The following is a 17,958-nucleotide window of genomic DNA, read 5'->3' on the forward strand; positions in this document are numbered from 1 at the left end:
CTCCCGGGAGGTCGACATGAACACGAGTGCGATGGCACAGGGCGGTCGATTCCGGGCCCGGCGGATGGCGCGGGGTTCGGTGACCGAGGGGGCGGCGCGGGCGGGTTTCGCCGCCCGGGGCTTGATCTATCTGCTCGTCGGAGCGCTGGCGCTGCAGATCGCCTTCGGCGACACCGGCCGGCAGGCCGACCGCGGGGGAGCGCTGCAGGAACTGGCGCAGAAGCCGTTCGGCGCGGTGCTGCTGTGGGCGCTGGGCATCGGGCTCGCCGGCATGGCCCTGTGGCGGCTGTCCGAAGCTCTCTTCGGCTCGGTCGGCAAGGACGGCCGCAGCGCCCGCAAGCGGCTGATGGCGACGGTCCGCTGCGCGTTCTATGTCTTCGTCGCCTACTCGGTGCTGACGTTCGCGATCAGCCGCCACCAGAGCGGCGGATCCAGCGACCAGCAGTCCCGGGACGCCACGGCCATGGTTCTGGAGATACCGGGCGGCCAGTGGCTGGTGGGTGCCGCGGGGATCGGCATCGTCGTGGCCGGCGGCTGGATCGCCGTGCGCGCGGTGCTGCGCAAGTACCACGACAAGCTCCGGCTGGGGCAGATGAGCCACCGGACGCGGCAACTGGTGGACGTCACGGGCGTGGCCGGCGGCGCGGCCCGCGGGCTGGTGTTCGCCGTGGCCGGTGTCTTCGCCGTCAGCGCGGCCGTCGACTACGAACCCGACAAGGCCAAGGGCCTGGACGACACCCTGCGGACCTTCGCCGACACCCCGCTCGGCCCCTGGCTGCTGGTGTGCGTCGCGGCGGGGCTGGTGCTCTTCGGGGTGTTCTCCTTCGCCATGGCCCGGTGGCGGCGCGTCTGAGCCGCGCTCTTCGGGGAACACGGTGCCCATGAGCGATTCCGAGATTCCGCATGGCGATGGCCGGCCCGTGGACATGTACCTGGACCTCCTGCGCATCCGGATGGACACCGAGGACTACCGCCTCCTGATGCGTGCGGTGGAACCGGTCCTCGAGGCGATCGAAGAGGAACGCCTGTCCAGCCTCGACTTCGCGCTCGACTCCGGGACCGACGACGAACTGCCCCAGGAGGTGCGTGACGAGGTGGCCCTCGTCATCGCCACCGCCGTCACCGGCCGCCTGGACAACGAAGTGGTCGAACTGAACGTCGACGACACCGGCCCGGTCCGGATCGTCACCGACTCCACCACCGCGTCCGACCCGGTCCGGCTCGGCGAGATCGCCGACTACATCCGGGACCGGCACAAGCAGAACGAGGAGCTGCGGGGCATCGCCGAGGTGAGCGGACTCCCCACGGATTTCTGAGGGGCAGCGGCTCTCCGGTCTGGGACGTTCTTCACCCCTTGGGCGCCGCCACCGGCACGTCCAGCGGCCGCGCGAGGCCGACCACCGCCTCGTCCAGCCGCTCCAGATGCCGCAGCACGCGGTCGGTGATGCGTCCGTAGCGCGGCGTGCCGCCGTCGGAACCCAGCAGGGAGGCGATGCTCGGCCCGGTCTCGACCCGTGCGCCCGCGTGCTCGTCGGCGACCCGGGCGGCGATGGCCTCGATGTTGCGCACGGTGCGCCCGGCGGCCCCGCGCAGACGCGGGTCCGCCGCGATCGAGGGGTGCGTGGGCAGCAGCTCGGCGGTCGCCGCCAGCGTCCGCGCGTGGTACGCGCACGTCTCCAGCAGCGCCACCACGTACCGGGCCGTGTGCCGCCGCGTCCGCAGCGGGGTGACCGGGTGGATCAGCGGCTGCGTGGCGGCCCGGAGATCGGCCAGCGCCTGGTCGAGATCGCGCGCCCGGTCCAGCAGCTCGTCCGCAGGCCCGCCACTGAGCTGACCGACCGCCGCCTCGGTGACCTCGGCCAGACGCTCCAGGACGGTCTCCAGCAGCTCGTTCGTCCGGCGGTCCGTCCGCACCGGCAGGACCAGCGCCGCCGCGACCACCCCGCAGGCCGCGCCGAGCGCCGTCTCCTCGATGCGCAGCAGGAGCACGTCGAGGCTGTACGTGTGCAGCAGCGTGTACAGCAGCCCGAGCATCGCCGTGACGAAGAACGACATCAGCGTGTACGACAGCGGCGCCGAGTAGAACATCGCGAAGATCAGCACCAGGACCAGGACGAACGCCGGCCAGGTGTGCTTGCCGACCAGCCCCGCCAGGACGATTCCGGCCACCACGCCGAACACCGTGCCCAGCAGCCGCCGGTACCCCTTGACCAGGATCTCGCCCGTCGACGCGGTGTTGAGGAAAACGATCCAGCACGTCAGCACGGCCCAGTACCAGCGCTGCGTGGACAGCAGCTCGCCCCCGATGATGGCCAGCGAGGAGCCCACGGCGACCTGCACGGCCGCACGGGTGGTGGGCCGCCGCAGACCGGTCTGCTCCTCCTGCGCCGCTTCCTCGCCGCCGTCGATCGCGGCGTCCTCCGCGTCCAGTTCCTCGCGGGAGCGGGCCGTGGCGGGGCTGTCGTCCGACTCGTCCTGCGGACCGTCCAGGGCGATCCGCAGCCCCAGCACGGCGCGGGCACACTCGCCGATGCCGCGGAAGACGTCCTGGAGGGCGGCCGACGCGGGCGGCAGGTTCTCCTCGTCCCGGTATCCGAGGAGCCGGTTGCGCACATGGGCCAGACCGGCGCCCGTGTCGCCGCTGCCGGCCTTCAGCACCAGGGCGTGCAGGGCCCGCAGATCGCGGCGCAGCGTGGCACCCGCCTCGTCCGGCATCCGCGGCCCGGCGAGCGACGGGGCGGGCGCGCCCGGCAGGTGCAGGGTCAGCGTGTCGGCCCGTTCGGCGGTGCGAGCGGTCAGCAGCAGCAGACCGAGCCGCTCCGCGGCGACCTCGGCGTCCGCGATCCTGCGCTGCACCAGCCGTGCGGCCGACTCGTCCGGAGTGCCCTCCTCCAGCCGCCCCTGGATCATCATGGCCGTCTCGTGCAGCCGGGCGGTGCCCTCGCGCACGGCCTCCAGCGCCTTGTCCATCTCGTCCGCGGGGGCGTCGAGGAGTTCGAGCTGCGCGGACACCAGCTGGGCCAGCCGGGCGCGGAAGGCCAGACGCAGCCGCAGCAGCACACCCGCGGGCGTCGCGGGCACGATCGCGAAGCGCATCAGGGCACTGGAGCAGAACGCCAGCGCCATGGCACCGCACAGCTCCGGCAGGGCGTCGACGGTGGCGCCGACGAACAAGGACAGGAAGTAGACCTGGAAGCCGATCAGCCCGAGGGCCGTGCCCCGGTCGCCGAACCGGCGGCCGTAGACCGCGCAGAAGATCAGGACGACGAAGAACGCGTCACCGACCACGACCCGCGTGTTGAGCAGGGCCCCCAGGGACACCGACGCCAGCGCCACCGGAAGCCCCAGCGCGAGCGTCACGGCCTGCGCGCCGAGCTGCTTCTCCCGGATGGCGAACGTGGCGACCATCGCCGCCATGGCCCCCGCCACCAGCAGGTGCACATCGGCACCCAGCAGGGAGAGCACGGCCAGCGTGAGGGCGATGGCGCCCACCGTCCGCAACCCGGCCGTCAGACGCAGCAGACCGGGGTCGGACGCCGCGATCCGGTCCCGCAGCCGTGCCCGCACCGCGCGTCCCGCTGCCCTCACGCCGCCGCACTCTCTTCCGACTCACACCAAGATCCGTATCTCAGCATGACACGCGCGGGCCGGACGCTCCCGTCCGGCCCGGTCCTACTCCGGCGCGCGCGCCCCCTCGACCCGTGCCCGTACCTGCTCCGGCGTCAGATAGGCGTCGGTGTACTCGAAGTCCTTCAGCCGCGCGGCCTTGCGCGCCTGGAACCCCGTCCGTACGAAGTCGTCACCGGCGACCGCGTTGAGCAGCCAGTTCGTCATCACCCGCGTCTTGGCCACGTTGGTGCGCAGCGCCGACCAGTGGTAGCCGCGGGCCACGGCCTGGGCGGGCAGCCCCCGCAGTTCGATGCCCAGCGGCTTGGAGACCGCGTCGGTGCCGCCGAGGTCGACGACGAGCCCGAGGTCCTTGTGGACGTACGGCTTCATCGTCTGGGCCCGCAGTGACGCGATGACGTTGTCGGCGACGTGCCTGCCCTGCCGCAGGGCGTGCTGCGCGGTGGGCGGGCACATGGCCCCGTCGCCCTTGGCCAGGTCGGGCACCGCGGCCGAGTCGCCGAGCGCGAACACCCCGTCCTCACCCGGCAGGTTCATCTCGGGGGCGACCGCGAGCCGCCCCTTGACCGTCTCCGCGCCGAGCGTGGCGATCAGCGGGCTGGCGACAACACCGGCCGTCCAGATCAGCGTGCGGGTCGGGATCACCCGCCCGTCGGTGAAGGTGACCTCCTCGGGGCCCGCCTTGGCGATGGAGGTGCCCAGGGAGATCTCGATGCCCCGTCGGCGCAGGATCTCCTGCGCGCTGCTGCCGAGCTTCTCGCCGAGCTCCGGCATCAGCTTCGGCGCGATGTCGATCAGGTGCCACTTGATCAGACTCGGGTCCAGCCGCGGGTAGCGCTTGACCGCGGCATGCGTCAGCCGCTGCAGGCACGCCGCGGTCTCGGTGCCCGCGTACCCGCCGCCGACCACCACGAACTGCAGCCGGGAAGCCCGCTCCACCGGGTCCTGGCTCGCGTCGGCCAGATCCAGCTGCGCGATGACGTGGTCACGGATGTACGCCGCCTCGGCGAGTGTCTTCATCCCGAACGCGTGGTCCGTCAGCCCCGGGATGTCGAAGGTGCGGGTGATGCTGCCGGGCGCCAGCACGATGTAGTCGTACGGCTCGTCGACGATCTGGTCGGTGATGGTGCGGATGACGCAGACCTTGGACTTCAGGTCCACGCCGATGGCGCCGCCCGGAATGATCCGCGTGCGGTACTTCTTGCTGCGGCGCAGGGAGACGGCGATCGACTGCGGCGTCAGCACGCCGGAGGCGACCTGGGGGAGCAGCGGCAGGTAGAGCTGGTAGGCGAACGGCGTCACCAGAGTGACGTCGGCCTCGTCCGGGGAGAGTTTCCGTTCCAGACGGCGGACGCACTCCACGCCGGCGAAGCCTGCGCCAACCACCAGGATCCTGGGTCGTGTCACGGTGTTCATCCCTTTCTGCGGCTCCAGGCGGTCTGCCTCGAACGCCTTTCGACTGCCCCTGGATCGCTGGTTCGCACCCTCTCGATCCCACCGTGTGTCCGGCCGGCGCGCCAGTCGGACGCGGCGGGCAGACGAACGCGTCGATCACCACCATGCCCGCACCGTGGCCGAAAAGCACCGGGCGGGAGTGAAGAACGCGTGCACAGCGGGCCGGCCGGACCCGTCCTCAGGACTCCCCGCGGCCTTGGAAATGACACAGCAGCAGACACACGTCGTCGTCCCGCTCCGAATCGCTCAGCAGCGGATGCAGCAGCCGGTCCGCCGAACCCTCCAGATCCGCGTCCAGCTCCGCCGACCGGAACCCGCCGAGCGCCGTGGCCAGCCGCCCGATGCCCGGGTCTATGCCCTGCGCACGCCGCTCCACCAGCCCGTCCGTGTACAGCGCGAGGGTCGAGCCCGGCTCCAGCTCCTCCGTGTGGTCGGCGATCTCCTGGGTGAGCGGGATGCCGAGCATCGCGCCCGGTTTGGCGTCGAGGGTGCGCACGGTGCCGTCGGGCAGGCGCAGCACCGGCGGCGGATGCCCCGCGGCGGCCCAGGTCAGCGTGGGCTCGTCCGGGTGGAACCGGGCGATGACGGCGGTGGCGTACAGGTCCGGCTGGAGGTGGTGCAGGAACCGGTGCAGACGCGTCAGCAGCCGGCCCGGGCTGTCGCCGTCGACGGCGTACGCCCGCAGCGCGGTGCGCAACTGGCTCATCATGACCGCCGCGTGCAGCCCGTGCCCGGTCACGTCGCCGATGACGGTGATGAGACCGCCGTCCCGCTGGGGGAACGCGTCGTACCAGTCACCGCCGATGTTCAGTCCGTGCGTGGCCGGAAGATACCGTGCCGCCAGGCTGAGACCGGGCGTGGTCGGCAGATCCGTCAGCAGGGCGCGCTGCAGCGTCTCGGCGATGTCGCGGTTGTGCTCGAAGCGCCGGGCGTTGTCGATCGCGATGCTGGCTCGCCGGGTGAGCTCGATCAGCATCACCGCGTCGTCCGGGTCCCAGCGCTCCCCGGGCGGTGACAGCGTGAGGACCCCCAGCGGAGCCCGGCGCGTCGGCAGCGGCACGCACAGCAACGGCCGTCCCGGGTCCAGGGCGGACGGCGGCTGGTCCTCCACGCCGGGCAGGTTCCCCGGATGGTCGGCGGCGTACTGGGGCCGGCCGGTACGCGCGGCGACCACGGCGGCCGCCGGATGCGCCGACCGGTGCTCCTCCTCCTCGTGGTCGAACAGCCAGACGTCGACGCTGCGCGCGTACTCCGGCACCAGCAGGTCCGGCAGCCGGCGCACGATCTCCTCGTGGTTGAGCGACGCGGTCAGCACGGCGCTCGCGTCCGCGAGGAACGTCAGCCTGCGCCGGGCGCTCTCCGCCTCGTTGCGGGCTCTGCGCTCGGCGGCGAAGGCCTCCCGCTGGGCCCGTCCGGCCGCGTCCAGCTCGGCGTGCAGCGCCAGGACGCCCTGGTTGGTCTGGTGCAGCTCCTCGCGGTGGAAGAGGACCAGGTCCTCCTGCTCGGCGAGTTTGTCCAGCACGACGGCCGTGTCCTCGTCGGCGCCGAGCAGGGCCTCGGACAGGGCGGCCGGGTCGTCGGCGACGGTGCCGTCCTCGGTGGCCTCGGCCGACTCGGGGCAGGGGACGGTGACCTCCCAGAGCGGCTCACCGGCGGCGCACGCCTCCGGCGACGGGGTCACCGTGACGTGCAGCAGGCCCTCCTCCGCGGGGGAGCCGGCCAGGTTCATGGTGAGCCGCCAGGTGCCGCCCTTGGTGAGGCACTGCCGCAGGTGGGCGCTGAGGCCGGCGGCGAGCCGGGTCCGTTCGACGGTGGGCACACCGTACGCGGCGGCCAGGCGCGCGAGCGAGATGCGGGCGCGGGCCGCGTCGGTGACGGTGGTGATCTGCCAAGTGCGCATCATGGGCGTTCCGGCGGGTTCGAGGTCAGCACGGCCACGGCGGTGTCGTCCCGCACGGGTCGGGCGGGACTGCTGGCGTCACGTATCGCCACGGCGGCCGTCACGGCCGGGTCGGCCGTGTGCAGACCCGGGTCGGACGGCGGCGTCCAGCGGCTGGGCAGACCGTCGGTGTGCAGGATCAGTACCGGGTCGCCCACCCAGGCGGCCTCCTCGTCCTGGAGGGTGCCGGGCCGGTGGACCCCGACGATGCCGGGCCGCGACAGCAGGGGGCGCCAGGTGCCGTCGGTGCGCAGCCGCGCCCCGACGTTGCCGATGCCGGCGAACCGCAGCCGCCCGGCCGTCAGGTCGAGCTGCGCCAGGGCGACGGCCGCGCCCCGTGTGCCCTGGAGTGCGTCGTGCAGCCGCCGCAGCGCATCGGCGGGGGAGAGGTCCGCCCAGCGGTACAGGGCCGTGACCGCTGCGGACGAGGCCCGGGCGGCCTCCGGCCCGTGCCCGAGCCCGTCCACCAGCATCAGCGTCACCCGGTCCCCGGCCCGGACCCACGCCCAGGCGTCCCCCGAGTACTCGGCTCCGCCGTAGGGGATGTTCATCCCGCCGGCCCGCACCCCGGCCACGGTCGAGGAACCGTTCTGCGCGGAGGCCGGGAGACCGCGGACCGGCGTCTCGCGGTGATCCCACGGGCCGGTCCACGGGTCGCCGCCCGTGACCCCGTCGTCCGCGGGGTGGTGCTCCGGCCCCGTGGCACGGGCCGGCTCGTGCGCCGGTGTGCCGGCTTCGGCGGGGTCGTGGGGCGGTGGCGTCCCGGGGGTGGGGTCGTTCGCCGGGGCGCCGGGGTGCTCGCCGGCGCTCGCCGGTGCCGCCGGTGCGGCGGTGGCCGGGAGGCCGTAACCGGGCGCTCCGGGGAGCCCCCGGCCGGTCCCCTTCGGACCGCCGACCGCTTGTGCGGGGCCGGCCGGAGCCCCCGGGGCCTGTCCGGCGGAGCCCGCCGGGCCGTCCGGAGCCGCCGCGTGGCCCGTCAGACCGGCGCACGCCACCGTGCCGAACGGCGGTGTGCCGCCCGGCCACTGTCCCCCGGCGCTGACACGGCCCCCGGGCCCGCCCTGCCCCTTGATGCCGCGCGGCGCCGCGCTCACCCGGGCCACCGCGACCGTGCCGCGGCCCGGGACGCTGTGCAGGGCGAAGTCGTCGCAGAGGCGCACACACGTGCCGAGGCCCGCACCCAGCGAACGGGAGGTGGAGAAGCCGTCCCGCAGCGCCGCGGGCACGTCGGCGATGCCCGGGCCGTGGTCGACCGCGGCGATCTGCACCATCCGTGCATCCGCCCGGTCCTCCCGCAGCACCGGCGCCGCGACGACGTCGATGAGCACCTGACCGCCCTCGGCGTGCTTCAGCAGGTTCGTGGCGAGCTCGGTCGCGACCAGCGCGGCAGCCGCGGTACGCCGCTCGTCCAGCCCGGCCAGCATGGCGGCCTCCTCCGCCGCGACCCGGGCGTCGCGCACCCGGGTCGAGTCGCGCACCGGCACGTCCCACACGCGTGGCATCAGGCCTCCTCGCGCGGACGCGGCGGCCGGCCCACCCAGCACGTCACCCGCACGGTGGTGCCCGAGCCCGGCGTGGTGTCGATGTCGAAGTCGTGCACCAGGCGCCGCGCGCCGCTCAGCCCCATCCCCAGACCACCGCCCGAGGTGTAGCCGTCGCTGAGCGCCAGCTCGAGGTCGGCGATGCCCGGCCCCTCGTCCGTGAAGGACAGCCGCAGCCCCCGCGCACCGGCACCGCCGACCTGCGTCGCCTCCATCTGTCCGCCGCCGCCGTGCACCAGGGTGTTACGGGCCAGCTCGCTGGCCGCGGTGATGAGCTTGGTCTGGTCCACCAGTCCGAAGCCGAGCCGGGCAGCGGCCTGCCGTACGTGCTGTCGCACCCACACCAGGTCCACGTCCGACCGGATGGGCAGGCAGGCCTCCACGCCCGAGGCGGTGTGCATCACGGACTCTCCTGACGCGGGCTGCCGGAACGGGCCGCCGGGCTCTGTCGCGTGAGAAGCTCCATGCCCGCCTCGGTGCTGAGCGCGGTGCTCAGCCCGGGCAGCGTCAGACCCAGTTCGACCAGCGTGATGGCGACCGCCGGACGCATGCCGGTCACCACGGTGCGCGCGGCCAGCAGCTTGGCCTGCGCGGCGATCTCGGCCAGCACCCGGCCGAGGAAGGAGTCGACGATCTCCACTCCGGAGATGTCGATGAGGACCCCGCGCACCCCGGTACGGGAGATGGTCTCCGAAAGGTCCTGCTGGAGCTGCTGCGCCGTGCTGTCGTGCAGGTCCCCCTGGAGCGTGACCAGCAGGACGTCGCCGAGCCGGAGCACCGGCACGTGGCCGGTCGCGGGGCGGGGGCGCGCGTCGTTCACCGCTGACCCGCACCAGGGCTGACGATGTCCGCGCCGAGTTGGTGCAGTGCGTACCCCAGCGCGTCGGCGAGGCTCGCGCGGGTGATCACGTCCAGGTCCAGACCCAGGTGCACGATGGTCTGGGCGATGGCGGGGCGGATGCCGGAGACGATGCACTCGGCACCCATGAGGCGGGCCGCGGCGACCGTCTTCATCAAGTGCTGCGCCACCAGCGAGTCGACCGTCGGGACGCCGGTGATGTCGAGGATCGCGAACCGCGCGTGCTGCTCGACGACGGCGTTCAGCAGTGTCTCCATCACGATCTGGCTGCGGGCGCTGTCGAGGGTGCCGATGAGCGGCACGGCCACGATGCCGTCCCACAGCCGGATGACGGGCGTGGCCACCTCCATCAGCTGCATCCGCTGCCGGTCGCTGAGCGCCTGCCACTCGCTGAGCGCCGTCTGCATGGCCACCAGGCGCAGGGTCCCCATCAGCACGGTCAGCGCGGTCGAACACGCGCGCAGGTGGTCGGGCGTCGCCTCCGTCAGATCGGCCACCAGCAGGTTCTCCACCGGCGGCCGCAGGGCGGCCAGCTCGCTGGAGACCTGGGTGTTGCTCAGCCCGGCGCGGGAGCGGGCCGCCCCCATCCTGCCCAGCTGCTCGCGCACGGTGCTGAACCCGGCGGCGTCGGGGTCCTCGACCTGCTCCGAGTCGGCCACCTGGGCCAGCGCGTCCACGACGGCCTTGCCCGCTTCCACCGCCTCGTCGCGCGAGACGGTGAACACGGTGCGGAACAGGGGCTCGTCCGCCCACCGCTGGGCGATCTGCTCACGCCGGCGGTGCAGGAAGTCCCTGACCTCGTGGGTGGGCGTCGCGAGCTGTCCGTCCGCTTCGTGCTCCGGCACCTGGTTCTCTCCTCATCCGCGTTGCGTCGACCGAGCCCGCTTCTGGCAACGAGACGGCGATGTGACACTTGCCGGGCGACAACTCTAACCATGCGCCGACCTCGTAGGACACCGGCTCCGGCGCAAGCGATCCGGTGCGGGGACAGCGGCGGCCGGAGCCGCCGTCGCCGGTGTGCTAGGGGTGAGCCGTCGTCCGGGCAGGGCGGAGCGAGGGGCCGGGCCGCCGGGCATCTGCGGCGCCGGGCCCGAGGGATGCTGTGGCCGTCAGATGCTCTGTTCCCCCGGCTCCTCGGGGTGCTCCGGCCCCTTGTCGACACGGGCCAGGGCCTCCTCGACAGTCTCCGATATGGGCACGGTGATGCTGACGCCGGTCAGATCGAGGATGCGCCGCACGGCCGGCGTCGGACTGATGACGTGCACACTGCCCTCGGTCTTACGAGTCTCCTGGTACACCCGCAGAATGATGTTCATCCCGGACGAGTCCATGAAGGGAACGGACGAGAGGTCGAGCAGGAAGTGCCGTCGGCCGTGGTGGAGTTGGTTGGCCAGATGGGCCTGGAACTCGGTCGCGGTGTCGACGTCCAGGTAGCCGTCGACCGTGATCAGGGCCACGTCCTCCCGGGGCAGCTCGACTTCCACGGACAGCGGGTTCTGGGCGAGGGGCACGGATACCTCCAACAAGTGCTACGGCCTGGGCTGGTCACCTCTGGGGATGACCGCGGTGCGAGGGAATCCCGGTCGTTCCCCGGACTCGAATGCCGTTTCTCATGCGCCTCCCTTCGCTGACGGGCTTCGGATGTCACCGCGCACCCGCGATTACCCCGGAAACCACCCTCCATGCCCCCTCGTCCGAACTTCTCCGGGGACCGGCCGCCGGAAGTCCCGTGCGGTAGCAGGTGTGTGCGCCGAATGCGCTTGCGGCAGCAGGGTAATTGCTGCTGTGGAACGCGGGCGCGGGCGTCCGCCGGAGGAATCGGGATCAGCACATCGCCAGGGAGGATGGGACAGCGTGGCCATCGACAGAATCTGGTCGTACGCGCCGGGCAGCGGTCACAGCGAAGGGCAGGACCTGACCGGTTTCGCGGTCGCCGCGACCGACGGCACGATCGGGCACGTGGACCGCGAGGCCGCCCCGCACGACATGCGGCATCTGGTCGTCGACACCGGCGTCTGGGTGTTCGGCCGCAGCGTCCTGGTGCCGGCCGGAGTCGTCACCGGCATCGACACGCAGGGGAGAAAGGTCACACTGGCCTGCAGCCGGGCGGACGCCAAGGCGGCTCCCCGCTTCCAGACCGACAGTGAGACGAGGGACCGGGAGTACCTCCGGGCCGTGGGTGACTACTACGACCGGCTGCCGCCTCGCGAGACGGCCACGGTCTGAGCCGGTCACGGGCGCGCCGCGCCCGTGCCGCTCCCGGCTCACCAGGGCATGAACACGTGTACGTCCTTGCCCCGGTCGTCGGCCACCACACTGACCTGGTCGCACAGCGTGTGGATCAAGTGCCAGCCGATGCCCCCGCCGCCGCTGCGCGGATCGAAGGGGCGAGGGGCGGGCTCGGTGGTGCTCGTGTCGTGCAGCACCACGTGCACCCCGTCGAAGGTCCGGCGCATCCGCAGCGCGAACGGACCGGGCGCGTACTGGACCGCGTTGGCGGCCAGCTCCGTCACCACCAGCAGGATGTCGTCCCAGTACTCGGGTGCAGAGGGCGGGGAGGAGCGTGCCAGATCGCGCAGGAACCCCTCCGCGGCCAAGCGCGCACCGGTCACGTCATGCGGCTCGCCGACGAAGCTGTTCGTGCGGCTCGGGATGTCCTCGGAGGTCAGGGCGTCGTCCCCACGCGGCTCGGTTGACATATCGCCTTTCCGGCCCGGGCGTCAGCTAGGGCTGTCGTCAGGGCTGTCGTCCTTTCTCTTGCGTCGCCACTGTTGCGTGTTCCCGAGGGGGCATGGCCTACGCGTCCGGCCGCACGCTCAGCGGAACACATTGTCGGAATCCTCCCAGCTCGACGGTTCGTCCTGAGCGCCCGGCCGCCCGGGACGCCTGCGGGACCGGTACATCGCGTCGATCTCGGAAGCGTAGTGCCGCACGATCTCGTCCCGGCGCAGCTTCATCGACGGCGTCAGCAGACCGTTGGTCACATCGAACGCCTCCGGCAGGACCCGGAAGACCCGGATCGACTCCGAGGGCGACACGACGCTGTTGGCCGCGGCCACGGCCCGCGCGACCTCCTCGCGCAGCGCGTTCTCCTCCCGCGCCTCCCGCATCTCGCCCTGGAGCGCCAGCCCGGCCCGCCAGTGGGCCAGGAAGTCCGGATCCAGCGTGATCAGGGCGCCGACGCAGGGCCGGTTGTCCCCGACGACCACGGCCTGATGGATGAGCGGATGCATCCGCAGCCGCTGCTCCAGGGCCAGCGGGGCGACGCTCTTGCCGCTGCTCGTGATGATGATGTCCTTCTTGCGGCCGGTGATCGTCAGATAGCCCTCCGAGTCCAGCCGCCCGAGGTCCCCGGTGGCGAGCCAGCCGTCGCGCAGCGCGGCCCGGGTGGCGGCCTGGTCGCCCACGTACCCCTGGAACACCGACGGTCCGCGCACGAGGATCTCCCCGTCCTCGGCCACCTGGATCTCCATCCCCGGCAGCGCCTGACCGACCGTCCCGGACTTCTCCCGGCCCAGCGGTTGCATCGTCACCCCGCCGGCGGTCTCCGTCAGGCCGTAGCCGTCGTGCACGTAGATGCCGATGCCCTCGTAGAACAGGGAGAGGTCACGGCTGAGGGGGGAGCCGCCGGATGTCGCCCGCTGCACCCGTCCGCCCAGGGCCGCCCGCAGTCTGCGGTACACCGTCCGCTCGTACAGGGCGTGCTGGAGCCGCAGGTCCAAGCCGGGTCCGCGGCCGCGGCCGAGCCGCTGGCGCTCCAGGGCCGCGGCGAAGTCCCGGGCGGTGTCGGCGGCCCGCTCGAACAGCGCGCCGTGCCCCGCCTGCTGCGCCGTGCGCAGGAAGTTCTTGTAGATCTTCTCCAGGACCGAGGGGACCACGTAGAGGTACGTGGGCCGGAACGAGCGCAGCGCCGCCGCCAGCGCCTCCCCGCCCAGATCGGCCTGGTGGCCCATGAGCAGCCCGCCGCGCACGCACAGTCCCTGGATCATCAGCCCGTACACGTGGGAGAAGGGCAGGAACGCGAGCACGGAACCCTGCTCCCCGCGCGGCGCCGCCGTGTGCCCCCAGCCCGCGAGCAGGGTGTCGCAGGGGGCGGCCAGGTTGCGATGGCTGAGCGCGCAGCCCATGGCATGGCCGGAGCTGCCAGAGGTGTAGGCGATGACCGCCGTGGAGTCCGGCAGCACGATGCGGCGCATCGAGTCGACCGTGGCGATCGGGACGAGTTCCCCCCGGACCGCCAGCTGTGCGAGGGCGCCCGCGTCCAGCTGCCAGACGTGCCGCAGCAGCGGCAGCTGGGCGCACACCGAGCCGACGGTCATGACGCCCTGCTCGTCCTCGACGACCACGGCCACGCACCCGGCGTCCCGCAGGATCCACTCCACCTGGTCGCGCGAGGCCGTCGGGTAGACCGGGACGACCTCGGCGCCCACGGCCCACAGCGCGTAGCACAGGACCGTCCACTCGAACCGGGTGCGGGCCATGATCGCCACCCGGTGGCCCGGTGCGATCCCCGAGGCGATCAGCCCCTTGGCCACGTCCACCACCTCGTCGCGCAGCTCGATCGCCGTCACCTCCTCCCACGTCGAGGAGGCGGGGTCGGCCCGCCGGGCGAGCAGCGGCCTGGTCGGTTCGCGGTCCGCCGTCTCGAAGACGCTGTCGGCGAGCCCGCCGGTCAGCAGCGCCACGGCCGGGGGAGCGAGGGCGAGGTCGCGCATGCACTGCTCCTGACGTGTACGGGGTGTGACGTTGCCGACGGGTACCGTCATCGGCGGTGCTCGAATGTAGTCGAGTCGAGACCCTTCGGGGTCGGAAAATACGGAAGTCGACACCCTGGTGATCTCGCCGTGATCGGGGGACCCGGACGGTATGACTCACATCAGTCCCGACCCCGAACCCGAACGCACCACCGGTCTGGAACCCGGCGGCGGTGTGCCGCCGGGCGAGACCCCGCCCGCCGAGAGCAGCATGCCCGAGACGCTGCCCCGGGAGACGCACAACCCGACCAAGGGCTGGGCCAAGGGCCCGATGACCGTGATCATCATCCTCGTGGTGCTGATCGCGGCGTTCTTCCTGGCCTACGCCCTGGCCCTGATCCTCTGACCCCCGGCCCGCGACCGACGGGGCGCCTCACGCCTGGGTGCGGCGGACGCACTCGGTGACGACGTCCCGCAGGCTCCCCGTGCGCTCCATCAGGGCGCGCTGCACCTGGGCGCCGTTGCCCTCCCGCAGCAGCTCCTCGCAGGCGGCGCGGGCCGGCTCCAGGTCCCCGGTGCCGTCGAGGGCCTCCTCGACGTGCTCCAGCAGGGCACGCACGACCGCCTCGGCCGGCATGCGCCGCATGGTCGCGGGGTGCAGCAGCTCGCCCGCGAGCCCGGAGCGCGCGGCCTGCCAGTCGGCCAGCCGCAGCAGGCTCACGTTGTGGCCGAGCGGCTCACGGCCGGCCCGCCACTCGCGCGAGGCCGTCTCCACCAGCCCGCGGACGAGCGTCGCGATCAGCACGGCCGTGCTCGACTGCAGACACACGTCGGCGACGCGCAGCTCCACCGTCGGGTACCGGGGGGACAGCCGTGCGTCGAAGTAGATCATCCCCTCGTCGAGCAGGGCGCCGGTGGCCACCATGTCCGCGATCAGCCGGTGGTACCGCTCGGGCGAGCCGAAGATCTCGGTCGGCCCCGCCGACGGCCAGCGCAGCCACACCCGGCTGCGGTAGCTGCTGTACCCCGTGTCCTTCCCCTGCCAGAACGGCGAGTTCGCGCTGAGCGCCCGCAGCACCGGCAGCCACGGACGCAGCCGGTCGACGACCGCCACGCCCTCGTCGTCGGACTCGACCGACACGTGCACGTGGCAGCCCAGGACGAGCTGCTCCTGGGTGGCGATGCCGTACTGGTCCGCCATCCACAGGTAGCGCCGGTTGACGCTGACGGCGGGACTGACCGGCAGCGGTGAGGTGGCGAGCGCCGCCACGGTGCAGCCGATCTCCCCCGCGTGGCGGGCGGCCTCCTTGCGGCAGCGGACGATCTCCTCGCGCAGGCTCTCCATGGACGACTGCGGATGCGTGGCGAACTCCAGCATCTGCTCGTGGAGTTCCTTCTCGAAGACGTCCTGATCCGCGTCGTCCTTCTCGGCCCGGGCGAGCACCGCTGCGGACAGCGCCCGCGGTTCGCCGGTCTCCGGATCGACCAGGAGGAGTTCCTCCTCCACTCCCACCGTGCGCACCTGATGCCCGCCCTTCTGTACCCTGCCGTCTCGTACCACCGGGTGCTCCCGGTGGTACGACCCCCAGTGCCCCTCCAGGCGGGCAGGACACCTGGTGGGGCCGCGTGACTTCACACGGCGGACGGCGCCAGCCACACCGTGGCGAGCGGAGGCAGCGTGATCCGGAGACAGCCGTCCTCCGGCTTGACCTGATCCGGGTTGGTGACGCCGCTGCCGCCGTAGCGTGTGTCGTCGGTGTTGAGGCGCTCCTCCCAGGCGACGGCGTCACCCGGCACCCACAGGCCGTAGTCCTGCCGGACGACGGGGGAGAAGTTCGACACTGACAGCAGCGGATTCCCCTCGGCGTCGTACCGGAGGAACGCGAACACGTTGTCGTCGGCCGAGTCCACCGCGACCCACCGGAAGCCCTCCGGGCGGGTGTCGCACTGCCACAGCGCCGGCGTCGCCCGGTACGCGGCGTTCAGATCACGGACCAGGTCGAGCACGCCCCGGTGGTCGCCCGCGGAGTGATACCCGTCGTCCAGGAGCCACCACTCCGGGCCGTGCTCCACCGACCACTCGGCTCCCTGCGCGAACTCCTGACCCATGAAGAGCAGCTGCTTGCCGGGGTGGCTCCACATGAAGCCGAGGTAGGCCCGGTGGGTGGCGCGGCGCTGCCACCAGTCGCCGGGCATCTTCGACACCAGGGCCTGCTTGCCGTGCACGACCTCGTCGTGGGAGATGGGCAGGACGTAGTTCTCGCTGTAGGCGTAGACCATCGAGAACGTCATCTCGTGGTGGTGGTACTTGCGGTGCACCGGCTCGTGGGCGATGTACTCCAGCGAATCGTGCATCCAGCCCATGTTCCACTTCAGACCGAAGCCGAGCCCGCCGGCGTCGGTGGGCTTGGTCACCCCGCCCCAGGCGGTGGACTCCTCGGCGATGGTCACCACCCCGGGAGCCCGCCGGTACACCGTCGCGTTCATCTCCTGGAGGAACCGCATGGCCGCCAGGTCCTCCCGGCCGCCGTAGGCGTTGGGCTCCCACTGGCCGTCCTCGCGCGAGTAGTCCAGGTACAGCATCGAGGCGACCGCGTCCACGCGCAGCCCGTCGATGTGGAACTCCTCGCACCAGTACACGGCGTTCGCTACCAGGAAGTTGCGCACCTCGGTGCGGCCGAAGTCGAACTCGTAGGTGCCCCAGTCCGGGTGCTCCGCGCGCCGGTCGTCACCGGGCTCGTACAGCGGCTCGCCGTCGAACCGGGCCAGTGCCCAGTCGTCCTTCGGGAAGTGCGCCGGCACCCAGTCCATGATCACGCCGATACCGGCCCGGTGGCAGGCGTCGACGAAGAACCGGAAGTCGTCGGGCGTGCCCAGCCGGGCCGTCGGCGCGTAGAACCCCGTGACCTGGTAACCCCAGGACCCGTGGAAGGGGTGCTCGGCGACCGGCATCAGCTCGACGTGCGTGAAGCCCATGTCCTTGGCGTACTTCGGCAGTTCCTCGGCGAGTTCACGGTAGGTCAGCCCGGGCCGCCAGGACGCCAGGTGCACCTCGTACACCGAGAGCGGCGCCTCGTGCACGGGCGTGTCGGCGCGGTGCGCCATCCACTCGGTGTCGCCCCACTCGTAGTGCGAGGCCGTCACGATCGACGCCGTGTTGGGCGGCTCCTCGCAGCGCCGTGCCATCGGGTCGGCCTTGAGGAAGCGGTGGCCGTACCGGGAGTGGATCTCGAACTTGTACGCGGTGCCCTCGCCGACGCCCGGCAGGAACAGCTCCCACACGCCAGAGGCGCCCAGGGACCGCATCGGGAACTGCGTCCCGTCCCAGTGGGTGAAGTCGGTGGCGACCCGCACGCCCTGCGCGTTCGGCGCCCACACCGTGAACCGGGTGCCGGTCACACCCTCGTGCGTCATGGGCTGCGCGCCGAGCGCCTGCCACAGCTGCTCATGCCGGCCCTCGCGGATGAGGTGCAGGTCGAGCTCGCCCAGCGCGGGCAGGAAGCGGTACGGGTCGGGTGTCTCCTGCTCGCCCTCCTCGTACGCCACGTGCAGCGTGTACGCGGGGATCCCGTCCAGCGGCAGTACGCCCGTGAAGAGGCCGTCGCCCTCCGAGGCGAGGGCGGTGCGCCTGCCGTCGATCACCACGCTCACCGCGCGGGCGAAGGGGCGCAGCGCCCGGAACACGACCCCGCCGGGCACCGGGTGGGCGCCCAGCAGCGCGTGCGGATCGTGGTGGGCGCCCGCCAGCAGACGCCCGCGGTCCTCCGGGCTCAGGGCGGGAGCGGTCGTGCTCGGTACCGGGCCGGACGGCTCCGGGATTGAGGTGTCTCGCAGGGCCACGGC

15 protein-coding genes and 2 pseudogenes are annotated in these 17,958 nt (G+C 72.4%); 4 read left to right on the forward strand and 13 right to left on the reverse strand.

Annotation, left to right across the window (positions count from 1 at the left end; all coding sequences use genetic code 11):
• Positions 1-16 precede the first annotated feature (16 nt).
• Positions 17-853, forward strand: a complete 837-nt coding sequence (locus tag ACFZDI_RS09015; protein ID WP_391248860.1) for a DUF1206 domain-containing protein — start codon at positions 17-19, stop codon at positions 851-853.
• Positions 854-881: 28 nt separating this feature from the next.
• Entirely contained in the window at positions 882-1,316 is a 435-nt protein-coding gene (locus ACFZDI_RS09020) for a hypothetical protein (protein WP_234848179.1), read from the forward strand.
• Positions 1,317-1,347: 31 nt separating this feature from the next.
• Here ACFZDI_RS09020 and ACFZDI_RS09025 read toward each other — a convergent pair whose 3' ends face one another.
• From ACFZDI_RS09025 to ACFZDI_RS09065, 9 genes and pseudogenes are all read right to left on the reverse strand, one after another.
• Positions 1,348-3,588, reverse strand: a complete 2,241-nt coding sequence (locus ACFZDI_RS09025; RefSeq protein WP_391248862.1) for an FUSC family protein — start codon at positions 3,586-3,588, stop codon at positions 1,348-1,350.
• 84 nt (positions 3,589-3,672) lie between these two features.
• Positions 3,673-5,043, reverse strand: a complete 1,371-nt coding sequence (locus tag ACFZDI_RS09030) for an NAD(P)/FAD-dependent oxidoreductase (RefSeq protein WP_234848181.1) — start codon at positions 5,041-5,043, stop codon at positions 3,673-3,675.
• A 217-nt stretch (positions 5,044-5,260) separates the two neighbouring features.
• Positions 5,261-6,985, reverse strand: coding sequence for a SpoIIE family protein phosphatase (locus tag ACFZDI_RS09035; RefSeq protein ID WP_391248864.1), 1,725 nt, complete (start codon positions 6,983-6,985; stop codon positions 5,261-5,263).
• Positions 6,982-7,632 (reverse strand): annotated as a pseudogene (locus ACFZDI_RS09040) (SpoIIE family protein phosphatase); the annotation flags it as partial. The gene ACFZDI_RS09035 and the pseudogene ACFZDI_RS09040, both read right to left, overlap by 4 nt.
• Positions 7,633-8,187: 555 nt before the next feature.
• Positions 8,188-8,523, reverse strand: a pseudogene (locus ACFZDI_RS09045) (ATP-binding protein); the annotation flags it as partial.
• The gene (locus tag ACFZDI_RS09050) at positions 8,523-8,963 is read right to left on the reverse strand and encodes an anti-sigma regulatory factor (RefSeq protein ID WP_234850539.1); all 441 of its coding nucleotides are present in this window, start codon (positions 8,961-8,963) and stop codon (positions 8,523-8,525) included. The gene ACFZDI_RS09050 and the pseudogene ACFZDI_RS09045, both read right to left, overlap by 1 nt.
• On the reverse strand, positions 8,963-9,382 hold the full coding sequence (locus ACFZDI_RS09055; RefSeq protein ID WP_234850540.1) for an STAS domain-containing protein: 420 nt from the start codon (positions 9,380-9,382) through the stop codon (positions 8,963-8,965). The genes ACFZDI_RS09050 and ACFZDI_RS09055 overlap by 1 nt, the downstream gene beginning before the upstream one ends.
• Positions 9,379-10,266 (reverse strand): STAS domain-containing protein, encoded by an 888-nt coding sequence (locus tag ACFZDI_RS09060; protein ID WP_234850541.1) that lies wholly within the window; start codon positions 10,264-10,266, stop codon positions 9,379-9,381. Before ACFZDI_RS09060 ends, ACFZDI_RS09055 begins: the two co-directional genes overlap by 4 nt.
• A 264-nt stretch (positions 10,267-10,530) precedes the next feature.
• Positions 10,531-10,932 carry an STAS domain-containing protein gene (locus ACFZDI_RS09065; RefSeq protein WP_234850542.1) on the reverse strand — a complete coding sequence of 134 codons (402 nt, stop codon included), beginning with the start codon at positions 10,930-10,932 and terminating at the stop codon, positions 10,531-10,533.
• 343 nt (positions 10,933-11,275) lie between these two features.
• Here ACFZDI_RS09065 and ACFZDI_RS09070 point away from each other — a divergent pair, with 343 nt between their 5' ends.
• Positions 11,276-11,647: a PRC-barrel domain containing protein gene (locus ACFZDI_RS09070; RefSeq protein ID WP_234850543.1), complete on the forward strand. Its 372-nt coding sequence runs from the start codon at positions 11,276-11,278 to the stop codon at positions 11,645-11,647.
• Positions 11,648-11,685: 38 nt separating this feature from the next.
• On the opposite strand, the gene ACFZDI_RS09075 is transcribed toward ACFZDI_RS09070, so the two are convergent.
• Together ACFZDI_RS09075 and ACFZDI_RS09080 are read right to left on the reverse strand one after the other, a co-directional pair.
• Positions 11,686-12,120, reverse strand: a complete 435-nt coding sequence (locus ACFZDI_RS09075; protein WP_234850544.1) for an ATP-binding protein — start codon at positions 12,118-12,120, stop codon at positions 11,686-11,688.
• A gap of 117 nt (positions 12,121-12,237) precedes the next feature.
• The gene (locus tag ACFZDI_RS09080) at positions 12,238-14,136 is read right to left on the reverse strand and encodes an AMP-binding protein (protein ID WP_391248867.1); all 1,899 of its coding nucleotides are present in this window, start codon (positions 14,134-14,136) and stop codon (positions 12,238-12,240) included.
• A gap of 151 nt (positions 14,137-14,287) precedes the next feature.
• Between ACFZDI_RS09080 and ACFZDI_RS09085 the strand changes: the two genes are divergently transcribed.
• On the forward strand, positions 14,288-14,521 hold the full coding sequence (locus tag ACFZDI_RS09085; protein WP_234850546.1) for a DUF6480 family protein: 234 nt from the start codon (positions 14,288-14,290) through the stop codon (positions 14,519-14,521).
• Between the two features lie 27 nt (positions 14,522-14,548).
• Here the strand turns inward: ACFZDI_RS09085 and ACFZDI_RS09090 are convergent, their stop codons facing one another.
• Complete coding sequence (locus tag ACFZDI_RS09090) at positions 14,549-15,637, reverse strand: glutamate--cysteine ligase (protein WP_234850547.1); 1,089 nt, start codon at positions 15,635-15,637, stop codon at positions 14,549-14,551.
• Between the two features lie 110 nt (positions 15,638-15,747).
• Positions 15,748-17,955, reverse strand: a complete 2,208-nt coding sequence (glgB, locus tag ACFZDI_RS09095; RefSeq protein ID WP_391248870.1) for a 1,4-alpha-glucan branching protein GlgB — start codon at positions 17,953-17,955, stop codon at positions 15,748-15,750.
• Positions 17,956-17,958: the final 3 nt, after the last annotated feature.

The organism is Streptomyces sp. NPDC007907, assembly GCF_042959365.1.
In the GTDB taxonomy this organism is placed as follows: Bacteria; Actinomycetota; Actinomycetes; order Streptomycetales; family Streptomycetaceae; genus Streptomyces; species Streptomyces indiaensis.

Coding starts and splice junctions, on each gene's coding strand:
- ACFZDI_RS09015 (WP_391248860.1), top strand. CDS start 17: ATGAACACGAGTGCGATGGCACAGGGCGGTCGATTCCGGGCCCGGCGG.
- ACFZDI_RS09020 (WP_234848179.1), top strand. CDS start 882: ATGAGCGATTCCGAGATTCCGCATGGCGATGGCCGGCCCGTGGACATG.
- ACFZDI_RS09030 (WP_234848181.1), bottom strand. CDS start 5,043: ATGAACACCGTGACACGACCCAGGATCCTGGTGGTTGGCGCAGGCTTC.
- ACFZDI_RS09035 (WP_391248864.1), bottom strand. CDS start 6,985: ATGATGCGCACTTGGCAGATCACCACCGTCACCGACGCGGCCCGCGCC.
- ACFZDI_RS09050 (WP_234850539.1), bottom strand. CDS start 8,963: ATGCACACCGCCTCGGGCGTGGAGGCCTGCCTGCCCATCCGGTCGGAC.
- ACFZDI_RS09075 (WP_234850544.1), bottom strand. CDS start 12,120: ATGTCAACCGAGCCGCGTGGGGACGACGCCCTGACCTCCGAGGACATC.
- ACFZDI_RS09080 (WP_391248867.1), bottom strand. CDS start 14,136: ATGCGCGACCTCGCCCTCGCTCCCCCGGCCGTGGCGCTGCTGACCGGC.
- ACFZDI_RS09085 (WP_234850546.1), top strand. CDS start 14,288: ATGACTCACATCAGTCCCGACCCCGAACCCGAACGCACCACCGGTCTG.